Origin of the sequence: Vibrio sp. LB10LO1, assembly GCF_010092875.1 — a bacterium.
GTDB classification, from domain to species: domain Bacteria; phylum Pseudomonadota; class Gammaproteobacteria; order Enterobacterales; family Vibrionaceae; genus Vibrio; species Vibrio campbellii.
In genome coordinates, this window is record NZ_JAADJW010000004.1 from 1 (window position 1) to 12279 (window position 12279).

A 12279-nucleotide genomic window follows, 5' to 3' on the forward strand; every position below is an offset into this window, starting at 1 on the left:
TTGCAAGCACCTTACCCAACATTCAGCTTCAAACCAACAACCCCACCTAACCTCCCCTTGTATCAAACTCCAAAGCTCTCAATATATCGAGCTCAAAGGGGAGGGACTGGTCCTGCAATCGCGGACAATTCAATTCACAATGCAACATCACAACGCGCTGAAAGTAGATTCTGAATACTCGCTTAGGCTCCTTCAGAATGACGGTGGGAAAGCACTAAGCTCACAACAACAAAGAATAACCCTCCCCTTTGATAGCCGCATTCAAATGCTGGGCAAACCATGTCGAGAAAAGGGGGAGTTGGAGGGGGTTGCAAGCACCTTACCCAACATTCAGCTTCAAACCAACAACCCCACCTAACCTCCCCTTGTATCAAACTCAAAAGCTCTCAACACTCCGATTTCAAAGGGGAGGAACTGGTTTCGTGTTCGCAGATAGTTCAATTCACAATGCAACATTACAACGCGCTGAAAGTAGATTCTGAATACTCGCTTAGGCTCCTTCAGAATGACGATAGGAAAGCACTGTTCTCACAGCAGCAAAGAACACTCTCCCCCTTGATAACCATATTCAAATGCTTGGCAAACCAAGTTGAGAAAAGGGGGAGCTGGAGGGGGTTGCAAGCGCATAACCCAACATTCAGCCTCAAACCACAAACCACAAACCACACCTAACCTCTCCTTCTATAAAGCTTCAAGAAGCTCATATAAAAAATCCCAAAAAAGCCCTTTACCTAAACTTAACTTGAGGTTTTAGCATGTTCATCGTTGGCTAGAAAATGACAAAAAGGAGCAAACCATGATCCAGCTAGAACACGTGAACTTAGTGGTAAAAGACATCCCTGAAATGCTGAAGTTTTACCAAGTGGCCTTTCCGCATTGGTATGTGCGTGATGAGGGGGAAGGCACATGGAGCGGCAAGCACAGAAACTGGCTGCACTTTGGCGATGAGTATCAATACATTGCGTTGAGCGACCACGGCGAAGGCAACAATCGCGATTTAGATGCTCATCAAGTTGGGTTGGCGCATTTCGCTTATGTGACCAATAACGTTGACGCGGTGGCGAAAAGACTGGTTGAAGCGGGCTACCCAATCGCCCAATCCGGCGCGGATGAGCCATACCGAAAGAACGTCTATTTTGTTGACCCTGCCGGTTTTGAAATCGAGTTTGTAGAATACCTGACCGATGATCCAAAACTGCGTAACTCGACAAGTTAAGTTCTAACTTTTATCTCTCTTTTATCAAGAAAGAGCAGCGTCTTAGATACCCAAAAGCCCCTAACTTTTCAGCTAGGGGCTTTGAACATTTTACCTTGAGCGAGTGATTAGCTAGCGGCTAATTCAGGCTTCGCTGCCTTGTTGCTTTTTGACTTCATCCAAACGATGACGGCCGCAAGCACTAAGATTGGTACCAGTGGGTCGATGAGCGTGCCACCCTTACCAAAGACTAGGTTTAGCGCCATAATGATCGATGCACCAATCGCCCACGCCACGGTTGACGATACTGACCAGATTTTAATTTGGTCTGCCAACTCTGTAATGCCTAGCGTACGGTTGATGATGTGGAAGTAAGAGTCATTAAGGTGTGAGAAACCAACCGGGCCAACCGCACACGCCAGCGCCACGAATACAGGATCCAGACCTAATGTCTCGACTAGAGGTAGCGTCATTGTCGCAGCAACCATCATCGATGCTGTAGCCGAACCTTGAATCAATCGAAGCATAGACGCGATAGCCAATGGCACAAGTAGTGGTGGGATACCGCTGCTAGCAATAGCTTCTGCCACTTGTGGGCCTGCGCCAGACGCTTTAAGTACCGCGCCCATTGCACCACCACAGCCCGTTACCACTAGGATAAGACCCGTTGTTGATAGCGCATCATCCATCGAGCCAACCATGTCTTTACGTTCGATGTTGCGAGTAAGACCGTACAACGCCATTAATACACCAAGACCTACAGCAACAACTGGGTTACCAAGCAGCGACAATGCCGTATGAAGGAATGTGTCTCCTGAACCAACTAAAGTGTTGATAAGGATAAGTGCAATCGGAACAAGAATTGGACCAAAAGAAAGGAAGTTACTTGGCAGCTCTTTGTCGTCCGTTGCTTCTACTTTTTCTAAGTTTGCCCAATCCGCTTGGTTAGTGATCCAACCATCACCATTTGGTACGCGGTAGTATTCATTACCCACACGGCGGATGTAAATCATCGAGAGCAGCATCATAGGTACAGACACCATTAGCCCCCACAGCATGTACTCACCTAGGTCGACACCAAGAATACCGGCTACCGCAACAGGACCCGGTGTTGGCGGCACAAGTGCGTGAGTGATAAGCAGACCAAGTGCGAGCGTCACACCAAGACCAACGGCAGATTTACCCGTATCTCGTGAAATTGCGCGAACAAGAGAGTGCAAAATGATGTACGCAGAGTCACAAAAAACCGGGATTGCCACCAGCACACCAGTAAAGCCAAGCGCCAAGTCTTCACGGCCTTTACCACAGATCTTAACGAAGGTTTTCGCCATACGAACCGCCGCACCAGAGCGCTCAAAACACGCGCCCATGATGACACCAAAGGCAATGATCAAACCGATACCGCCTAGCACGCCGCCGAAGCCCGCTTTAATCGCATCAATGAGTTCTGTCGGCGCCATGCCTGCAAATAGACCCATGATAATGCTCGCAATTACCATTGCCAGTGCGACGGGAATACGTGTTTTTATGATCATTCCCATCATGGCAAGAATACCGATGACAATGCCGATTAATGCTCCATCCATTTTTATGTTCCTTTTGTTTCTGATTCTGTAGGGTGCGTGCGGCTAGGCGATGAACTCTCATCACCTAGTACACGTTGTTGCGCAAGCAACTGAAATTGTTATAAGTATTTTTATTAGAGGTAAGGACGAACCCAACCAAGACCTTCTTCAGTACTGTGCCTTGGGTTGTATTCGCAGCCAATCCAGCCTTGATAACCTGAGTCATCCAACACGTTGAACAGGTGTGGGTAGTTCAACTCACCTTCTGACGGCTCATGCCTTTCAGGTACTGAGGCGATTTGAATGTGGCCGGTGTAAGAAGCGACTTCACGGATTAATGTGCTTAGGTCGCCATCCATAATTTGAGCGTGGTAAAGGTCAAGTTGCAGTTTTACGTTTGGACGATCCACTTGCTTAATCAGCTCGACCGCTTCGCGTTGATGGGCGACAAAGTAGTTCGGTACATCGCGATTGTTGAGTGGCTCTATCATCAGCTCAACACCTTGCTCGGCAAACTTATCCGCTGCATAACGAATGTTTGAGATGAAGGTTTCAATATGCTGCTCACGAGTGAAACGGGAATCAACGATGCCAGACATAGCGTGAACCTTTTTACACTTCAGTGCTTTGGCGTACATCAGCGCAGTATCGACGCTCGCCTTAAACTCATCCTCTCGGTCCGGAATCGCGGCGAAGCCACGTTCACCAGCATCCCAATCACCCGGAGGCATGTTGAAGAGTGCTTGTTCAAAACCGAATTGCTCCATCTTGTTGGCCAGTTCTTGCGCCTCGAATGCGTATGGGAAGAGGTACTCTACCGCTTTGAATCCCGCTTGATGCGCTTTCTCAAAACGCTCTAAAAACGGCACTTCTGTGAATAACATGGTTAGGTTTGCTGCGAACTTAGCCATTATTTACCTCTCCCTTTTAGGTCTTGAACCTCGGCATCCGTTAGGTAGCGGATGTTGCTGTCTTTAAGAATGAACGCCAGTTTTGCGGTTTCTTCCAGCTCTTCAGCGTTGTCTACTGCATCTTCAAAGTCTGTGCCTGTAATGACCGGGCCGTGGTTAGCCAGTAAGAAGGCACGATAGTCACCAGCACGTTGTGCGAGCTCTTCTGCGATTTGTGGATCCCCCGGACGCAGGTAAGGGATCACTGGTAGCTCACCAATGCGCATCACAAAGTAAGGTGTGAATGCTTTGATGGCATTGGCGCGGTCTAACTCTTCAAGGCAAGACAACGCCGTTAGGTACGTTGAATGCAAATGCACGATGGCATTGCATTGCGAATTATTGCGGTAAATGGCTAGGTGAAATGCCACTTCTTTCGACGGCTTTTTACCCGAGATATGGTTGCCATCGATATCCACTACAGACAGTTCTTCTGCCACTAAACGCCCAAACGAGGAGCCCGTCGGCGTTGCCAAAAAATGGCCATTCGGTAATTTCACAGACAAGTTACCAGCACCGCCCGTTGCGTAGCCGCGCTCAAACATAGAGCGAGCCATGGTCACCATTTGATCTCGCAGTTGCTGCTCTGTCATTAAATCTTTATTCATCACAATTCCTGCTATTCAAAAAGCGACTGCGCTTTGGCAAAGAAATGCTCATCACCAAAGTTGCCGGATTTCAGCGCCAGTGAAAGCTCGCCATCGACGGATTTCACCCAAGGCACGCCCGGCGCAATTTGAGGACCAATATGGAACCCTGTTACCGCGAGGCTTTGCGTAACAACGCCAGATGTTTCGCCACCAGCAACGATGAAGTTCTTCACACCGTGTTGCTGCAGTTTGATAGCCAACTTACTGAAGAATTGCTCAACGGCATGGCTAGAGGCTTGTGCGCCAAACTCTTCTTGAATGGCTTTTAGAACTGTTGCCTCTGCGGTTGCGTAAACCAGCGGAGCAAATTCACTGTCGATATTGGTCATCACCCAATCAAACACGTGATTTGAGTACGCTTCATCGGTAAGGCAGGCTTTCACATCAATCGCGAAGTTCGGTGCTTGTTGTTTGTAAATGGCAACTTGTTGATTGGTCATCACAGAACATGAGCCAGAGAACACCACCGTCGGCGCCTTGGTTGGGTTGCCCGCTTTCTTAGCATCGCTTTGATCGGCCAGATGTTCTGCCCAGTTCTTAGCAATCCCCGCCGCTAGGCCAGAACCACCGGTAACCAGCTTAAGAGATTTCGCTGCCTGACCGAGCGTCACTAGATGATCGGCATTGAATGCATCGACAACAGCATAGCGAACACCTTGTTGTTTGAGGGTTTCAAATCGCTCAGACACCGCTTGGGAGCCTTGCTCAATCACTTGGAAGTTCACCAAACCAGATGAGCCTTGTGACTGCGCATCCATCATGCGAATCAAGCTAGAATCTGTCATTGGCGTCACTGGGTGATTGCGCATACCAGAATCACTGAGCAGGTCTTGGAATACAAACAGGTGGCCGTTGTAAACCGTGCGGCCATTAACCGGCAACGCAGGACAAACAATGGTGAAATCTTCATTCAACTCGGCTAGCAACGCGTCAGTAACAGGCCCAATATTACCTTCAGCGGTGCTGTCGAAAGTTGAACAGTACTTAAAGTAGAACTGCTGGCAACCATTGGCCTTTAGCCATTTTAGCGCTGCCACCGAATCGTTGATTGCTTCATCGACAGGACAAGAGCGAGATTTAAGACTGATCACAACCGCATCGGCATGGATATCAACCTCTTGCTTTGGAATGCCGTTAAGCTGCACGGTGCGCATGCCATTTTCTACAAGGAATCCGGCAATATCAGTTGCGCCAGTAAAGTCGTCTGCAATAACACCTAATAACATAATTACTTCTCCACTTTACTTGCGCTTATTTGTCTTTGCTTTCCACACCAGGAAGCTCAATACCGTTAAAGATTTTGATAACGGCACTGTCGTCTTCCTGACCAAAACCCGCATTGCTTGCGCTTACAAACATGTTTAGGGCGGCACTGGAAAGTGGCAGAGGGAATTTCAGATCTTTCGCGGTATCTGACACAAGGTTTAGGTCTTTAACGAAAATATCGACCATTGATTTAGGCGAGTAGTCACCGTCGACGACATGCTTCATGCGGTTCTCAAACATCCAAGAATTACCCGCGGCATTAGTCACCACGTCATACATCAAATCCAATGGAATGTTTGCACGAGCGGCAAGCGCCATCGCTTCGGCACCTGCTGCAATGTGAACACCAGCAAGCAGTTGGTGAATGATTTTCACTGTCGCGCCAAGGCCTACAGCTTCACCAATGTTGTATACCTTGGCAGCCGTTGCACTCAGTACAGGCTCCAGCGCATCAAAGGTGCTTTGCGCGCCCGACGCCATAATGGTCATCTCACCAGCTTCTGCTTTTACTGCGCCGCCAGATACAGGCGCATCGAGCATCACAAGATTGTGCTCAGCCAATTTGGCTTCAATTTGCTTGGCGTCTTCTGCCGAGATAGTGGCTGATACCATGACAGGCGTATTGGGTTTAAGCGCAGCCGCAAGACCTGTTGTGAACAATACGGTGTTAACTTGCGCCGCATTCACAACCAAAACCAACACAGAATCAAGTTGATCGGCAAACTCGACTGCGTTGGTAGAAACCGCTTTCGCGCCAAATGCACCCAGATCTTCCAAAGCACTAGGATTCAGGTCGAAACCATATACATCAAGGCCAGCACGCACACATGACTTCGCCGCGCCCATTCCCATAGAGCCTAAACCGATAACACCGACAGATTGAACTTCGCTCATAACAACAATGCCTTCTTGGTAAATTGAATTTTGTTAATTCTTGTTTAGTTGGTGTGATTATATGTGAAGCACTAATCCGAGACTTCGCTTTAAATCACATTTTTTCACACAAATTAACAAGAAAGTGATATTTACCCCTTTATGGGCAGAGATAACCCGATCAGTTAACACAAGGGAGGGCAAGGCTTATTAGGTTGAGAACAGATATTCACAGATATTCACAAAAAGCGAAAAGGTTGGTAGGATACTGAAAAACAAGAATATAGAAGTGAAATCATGATCCCTGCAGAACGTCAAAGAACCATCTTGTCCCTGTTATCACACCAAGAAGTGTTAAGCATTTCAGATTTAACCGACCACCTTGGCGTATCACATATGACCATTCGCCGTGACATCGTAAAACTGGAATCCTCAGGTAAAGTCGTCTCTGTTTCTGGTGGAGTGCAACTGGCTCAGGCTTTACATTCTGAGCTTTCCCATGACGCTAAAGTCGAGCAACAAGCGGATGAGAAGGTTCAAATTGGCAAACTTGCTGCCACGTTAATTGGCAAAGACGCTACGATTTACTTGGATGCGGGAACCACTTCTCTAGAGATCGCCCATCAAATAGCGGATCGTGACGATCTATTAGTGATCACCAATGACTTCTCTATTGCGGGTTTCCTGATGACGCACAGTCAATGTGAGCTTTACCATACTGGGGGCAAAATTGATCGTGAGAACCAATCCACAGTTGGTGGAAAAGTCGCAGAGTTCTTGAACGGATTGAACATTGATATTGCCTTTATCTCTACGTCTTCTTGGAGTTTGAAGGGCTTATCAACGCCAAACGAAAACAAAGTCCTTGTGAAAAAGGCCATCATCAAAGCGGCACAAACTAACTACCTTGTTTCTGACTCCACCAAATACGGCCAAATTGCCAGCTTTCATGCATTAAATATCGAGCAATTAGACGGCATCATTACCGATTCCAATCTGTCTGACGTAGTAACACAAGAACTGATGGACAAAGGGTTAAGTGTGATTAGAGGCGACCAATAACTCCCCCTTCTCGCCTCAAAAAACAAAGAGGCTTACCCGTTTTAGGTAGGCCTGGTTAACCTACCCAATAACACCTAAAACCCTGCCCAATGAGGGCTCATTCGCTGTTTATTTCATAAGTCGTTACACAACTCGGGGCTTTAAGGCTTTACATCTGGCGCAAGGAGTAGAACACTTCCCCCAAAGTAAAATTCAGCCGACATAGTAGAGTCAGTAAAGTTATGAGTAACACCACGGCGAAAAAGTCGAATCCCCTATTCGAGATCCTGTTTAACGTCATCATCCCTTCATTCATTTTGATGAAGTTCAGTGGTGAGGAGCACCTAGGTACAGCAATGGCACTGGTTGTCGCCTTGATGTTCCCATTGGTGTATGGCGGCATGGACCTTATCCGCAACAAGAAATTCAACTTCATTTCTGCACTTGGTTTTATCAGTGTGCTGTTAACTGGCGGCATCGGCTTGCTAGAGTTAGATACGCGTTGGTTGGCATTGAAAGAAGCATTAATTCCGGGTTTGATTGGTATCGCGGTACTTGGCTCTACCTTCACCCGCTACCCGCTTATGCAGAAGATGCTGCTGAACGACACGATTTTGAACCTACCGCTGATTAACGAGCGTTTAGAACAGAATGGCAAAACTCAGGCGTTTGAACGTTGCTTGATGTCTTCTAACTACCTATTCGCAAGTACCTTCGCGTTCTCATCAGCGATGAACTATTTCCTAGCAACTTGGATTGTGACTAGCCCTGCAGGTACTGCCGCGTTCAATGAAGAGTTGGGCAAGCTAACGCTTTACAGCTACCCAATGATTGCGATTCCGAGCATGTTGATGATGTTTGGTATTTTCTACTACATCTGGCGCCAAGTTCGCGCAATGACATCGCTAGAGACTGAGCAGATTTTTCATACCAAATAATGCTCGTTCCGCCTCGGTAGGCAAAGCGAGATAAAAAGACCCCCGATAGTTGATCACCAATTATCGGGGTTTTGTTTTTAGAATGAGGACACTACGACGCACGTGTAAAAAAGAGTTGTTAAGCCCTGATTCTCTAAAGTTCATATCTCTTGTTTCAATAAACCTTACAGAAAAAGTGTGATTCAGCTTGGCAAATATATGAATGTCATCGTGTATTAAATACTCAACTCGATTAGCATGGATTTTTTAACATCTCGTTACATTTATAAAATCTATGTTTGGATTAAAACGAATCAAATCGGAAAATGAGGCGCTTAAGCAAGAGCTCGCAGACCTCAAACAGAAGTACCAAACTGACGTTACTGCTCTGGAAAAACAGCTCCAAGAAACACAACAGCTTGTTCGCACTGCACAGCAAGAGCACCACAATAGCGACGAGTTGATGTCGAGCAGTTTGAAAGGTGGGGACATGCTCCAAACCATTCGAACCGAGATGGTTGAAAGTGCACAGTCGATGGCGCATGAAAACCAAGAGCTGCAACAACTTGATGAGATGTTTAAACAAACGCATCAAGCTCTTGCCCGCCTTGATAACCGAGCAGTGAAGATCAGCACTCAAGCTTCCCAAAGTATTGAATCGGTTCAAATATTAGATAACACCGCCACTTCTATCTCTCACCTTGTATCGACGATTCAAGAGATTTCTGATCAAACCAATTTGCTCGCCTTAAATGCAGCGATTGAAGCTGCGCGTGCTGGCGAGGCTGGGCGTGGGTTTGCGGTGGTGGCTGACGAGGTAAGAAACCTGGCAGGTAAAGCCAGCGAGGCTAGTGAACAAATTGATTCGTTGGTGAATCAAGTGCTCACTCAGGTCAACGCGATTAAAACCTCTATCGATGAAAACCAGACCTGTGCAGAAGAAGTTTCAGCCTCTTCCGCACAAATTGGTTCTATCGTGAACGAAGTCGTCGTGAAATCGGAACACATGCAGCAGGTGATCCATATTGCATCCACCCGTGCTTTCTTGGACACAGTGAAACTTGATCACGCCATCTGGAAGAACAACATCTATCGCTTACTACAGAGCGGAGCATTTGGTGAAACGGTGAATAGCCACTCAGAGTGTCGCTTAGGCCAGTGGTACTACCGTGGCGATGGCAAGGCTTACAGCCACCTAAGAAGCTATGCGCTACTTGAAGAACCACATAAAGGCGTGCACGACAGCGGACGTGAAGCAATGAGCCAAGCTAAATCTGGCAACATGTCAGCGATGGTGACCGCGATTAACGCCATGGAAGATGCCAGCGAACAAGTGGTAGTGCAAATCGATCGCTTGATGGATGAGATTATCGCGAGTTAACAGCTGCTCAATAACCCCCAACTAAAACGCAAAAAGGGATGGTGAATGCTATCCCTTTTTTGTTCTTCAAAATACCCTATGCTTTAATACAGCTACTGCATGGTCAGAATGATTTTGCCTTGCAGCGCAACCGATTCATCTTCTATCAGCTCGAATGCGCTCTGAAATTGTTCCAACGGAAGGTAGCGATCCACATCAAGTTGTATCTGGTGTTCCATAAAGTGTTCTAGCATCTCAACAAAGACTTTTTTGCGAACGCTCTTACCAACTGATTCTTCCCAATAGCGCAAAAAGAACGTACTAAAGTCGATATTGTGCTGCTTCATACAAGCGAAGAAAGCAGGCTCATAAGGGGTGAGAGAAAGCGTTCCGTAATTAATATACGTTCCCGAACTAAGCAGAACTTGGATTAGTTCGGTGCCAAACTTGCCGCCAATGGCATCGAACGCGACATTGGGTTGAGGTAACTTTCGTGCATCGATTTGAGATTGCAGATCTTGCTTACTATCTAACACAGCAATGGAATCGTATGGATAACGCTCGGGCGCGGAGCTTATCGCAATCAAAGTAAATCCGAGCGAGTGCGACAACTGAGCGAAGATCTTGCCAATAGCAGAATTGCCCGCGTTGATGATCACCACATCGTCTTTGCCCAACTTGGCAACGTGAGTGGTGATCACCCAAGCCGTCAGGGCATTGATGTATAGCTGGCAAGCGTAGCCGCTCTCAAGACTTTCTGGCACTACAAAGACATTCTCCGCAGGCGCATCGACATAGCTTTGCCAAGTCCCGCTTTGTGCCACCAGAACCTTTTGCCCAATGTGAAACTCGGTTTGATGCGGATCGTTTATCTCAACCACACGCCCTACCGCTTCAAACCCTGGCACTCGCGGCGGTACATGGGTACGACGATACTGCCCTACTCCCTGAATCGATAATCGGTCGCTTGGATTAATGTTCGTGGCTTCGATTTGCACGCGAACGTTACCCAAAGCCAGTGGCTCTAGCTCAACATGCTCCAACACCAACGATTCACTTGGCAAACCAAAGCTCAGTTGATTAACGCGAGTGTTTGTCTTGGTCGAGTTGGTCTTAGTTAAGCTCATCTGGATACCACTGAATTGCTTGAGGGAATATGGCGCACCATAGCGAAACGGGTATATAACGTTTTCTCGGCGCGCACGTCAAATTGGATAAGAGCCTAAACTGGCTGACTCAGCATAAACACCACTACTAACGCTAGGCTGCTGCCCATGCATCGGTTTACCCACACTACCTTTTGTGGTGACTGAATAAAACGGTTTAATACGGTGCCAAAGTACGCCCACGCAAACATCCCCAGCACACCGGTTCCCACCATTACGCTAATGATGATCACCACCTGAGTCAGGTAATCATTGTTTGGTGAGATGAATTGAGAGAACACTGTCAGTGACGCAACCCAACTTTTTGGATTAAGGATTTGCACCCAAACGCCAGATAAAAAGCCGGACTTTTTCGCATTCGAATCATTATCGAGTTCCATTGTGGCAATCGACCATGCGAGATACAGCAGGTACGCCGCACCAATCCACTTTAACGCCGTGTACAAATCTGGGTAAAGGGTAAACAAACTGACAAGCCCCACACTTGCCCCAACCAACATGATGATCACCCCGACTGCATTACCCAATACAAATGGCACGGTCGCAGAAAAACCATATCGGCTAGAAATACCTAACAGCGCGACGTTGCCTGCTCCCGGCGTTAAAGAAATAGAAACGGCAAACAACAAAAATGCCGCCAACAATTGAGCACTCATGCACTCTCTCCCAAAAAGTAATCAACAACTATGGGAACAGTCTAACGATTTGGGTAGAAAGAAAATTGCTATCTGCGCTACGATAAAAGCCAATTTGAGCAGACTATTTCTAAAATAATTATGAAAAAGAAAGAATCCACCAACTTTGAATTGGATAGTACCGATTTCGCCATTCTTGACCATATTCAGAAAGATGGTCGCATGAGTAACTCTAAGCTTGCCGAGACCGTTAACCTGAGTGAAACGCCCTGCTGGCGACGCTGGAAAAAGATGGAAGAGGAAGGCTACATTGAGGGTTATGCCGCGAAGCTGAACCGTAAAAAGCTCGGTTTCCAAGTTTCTGGTTTTACTCTGGTTACCCTCGGCAGCCATGAGGTAGAAAACACCACGCCTTTTGAAGACTTTGTCGCTGAAACCGACTGGATCTTAATGTGTCACTGCATTGCTGGCAGCGCAGATTATATGGTGCAAGTGGTGGCTCGAGACTTAGACGAATACTTTGACCACATCAGTGCGATTCGCCGCGTGAAAGGCATCAGCGCCATTCAATCCAACGTATCCGTAAAGGAAATTAAGAGTACCTTTCAGTTGCCAATCGGTTAGGAAAACTTTTCCATACCTAAAGAAAAGCCAGCGACAC

Annotated in this window: 13 protein-coding genes; 6 read left to right on the forward strand and 7 right to left on the reverse strand. The window is 47.1% G+C overall.

What is annotated here, in order from left to right:
* Together GXP65_RS25205 and GXP65_RS03830 are read left to right on the forward strand one after the other, a co-directional pair.
* The coding region (locus GXP65_RS25205; protein WP_240334960.1) for a hypothetical protein at positions 1-358 on the forward strand (358 nt) is incomplete at its 5' end.
* A 438-nt stretch (positions 359-796) separates the two neighbouring features.
* Entirely contained in the window at positions 797-1216 is a 420-nt protein-coding gene (locus GXP65_RS03830; protein ID WP_162092060.1) for a VOC family protein, read from the forward strand.
* 107 nt (positions 1217-1323) lie between these two features.
* Here GXP65_RS03830 and GXP65_RS03835 read toward each other — a convergent pair whose 3' ends face one another.
* The 5 genes from GXP65_RS03835 to ltnD form a co-directional block, all read right to left on the reverse strand.
* Entirely contained in the window at positions 1324-2781 is a 1458-nt protein-coding gene (locus tag GXP65_RS03835) for a TRAP transporter large permease subunit (protein WP_038871418.1), read from the reverse strand.
* 113 nt (positions 2782-2894) lie between these two features.
* Positions 2895-3671 carry a 2-oxo-tetronate isomerase gene (gene otnI / locus GXP65_RS03840; RefSeq protein WP_162092061.1) on the reverse strand — a complete coding sequence of 259 codons (777 nt, stop codon included), beginning with the start codon at positions 3669-3671 and terminating at the stop codon, positions 2895-2897.
* On the reverse strand, positions 3671-4318 hold the full coding sequence (locus tag GXP65_RS03845; protein ID WP_029388722.1) for an aldolase: 648 nt from the start codon (positions 4316-4318) through the stop codon (positions 3671-3673). Before GXP65_RS03845 ends, otnI begins: the two co-directional genes overlap by 1 nt.
* A gap of 11 nt (positions 4319-4329) precedes the next feature.
* Positions 4330-5586 carry a 3-oxo-tetronate kinase gene (gene otnK / locus GXP65_RS03850; protein WP_162092062.1) on the reverse strand — a complete coding sequence of 419 codons (1257 nt, stop codon included), beginning with the start codon at positions 5584-5586 and terminating at the stop codon, positions 4330-4332.
* Positions 5587-5611: 25 nt separating this feature from the next.
* Complete coding sequence (ltnD, locus tag GXP65_RS03855; protein WP_162092063.1) at positions 5612-6520, reverse strand: L-threonate dehydrogenase; 909 nt, start codon at positions 6518-6520, stop codon at positions 5612-5614.
* A 276-nt stretch (positions 6521-6796) separates the two neighbouring features.
* Between ltnD and GXP65_RS03860 the strand changes: the two genes are divergently transcribed.
* The 3 genes from GXP65_RS03860 to GXP65_RS03870 all read left to right on the forward strand — a co-directional run bounded on the left by GXP65_RS03860 (position 6797) and on the right by GXP65_RS03870 (position 9838).
* Positions 6797-7561: a DeoR/GlpR family DNA-binding transcription regulator gene (locus GXP65_RS03860; RefSeq protein ID WP_005429062.1), complete on the forward strand. Its 765-nt coding sequence runs from the start codon at positions 6797-6799 to the stop codon at positions 7559-7561.
* Positions 7562-7782: 221 nt separating this feature from the next.
* Positions 7783-8478: a VC0807 family protein gene (locus tag GXP65_RS03865; protein WP_005533925.1), complete on the forward strand. Its 696-nt coding sequence runs from the start codon at positions 7783-7785 to the stop codon at positions 8476-8478.
* A 274-nt stretch (positions 8479-8752) separates the two neighbouring features.
* Positions 8753-9838, forward strand: coding sequence for a methyl-accepting chemotaxis protein (locus GXP65_RS03870; protein ID WP_162092064.1), 1086 nt, complete (start codon positions 8753-8755; stop codon positions 9836-9838).
* Between the two features lie 92 nt (positions 9839-9930).
* Here GXP65_RS03870 and GXP65_RS03875 read toward each other — a convergent pair whose 3' ends face one another.
* Positions 9931-10944, reverse strand: coding sequence for a zinc-dependent alcohol dehydrogenase family protein (locus tag GXP65_RS03875; protein ID WP_162092065.1), 1014 nt, complete (start codon positions 10942-10944; stop codon positions 9931-9933).
* A gap of 95 nt (positions 10945-11039) precedes the next feature.
* Positions 11040-11639, reverse strand: a complete 600-nt coding sequence (locus tag GXP65_RS03880) for a LysE family translocator (protein WP_005429054.1) — start codon at positions 11637-11639, stop codon at positions 11040-11042.
* A gap of 120 nt (positions 11640-11759) precedes the next feature.
* Here GXP65_RS03880 and GXP65_RS03885 point away from each other — a divergent pair, with 120 nt between their 5' ends.
* Complete coding sequence (locus tag GXP65_RS03885) at positions 11760-12242, forward strand: Lrp/AsnC family transcriptional regulator (protein WP_162092066.1); 483 nt, start codon at positions 11760-11762, stop codon at positions 12240-12242.
* The last annotated feature ends 37 nt before the right edge of the window (positions 12243-12279 follow it).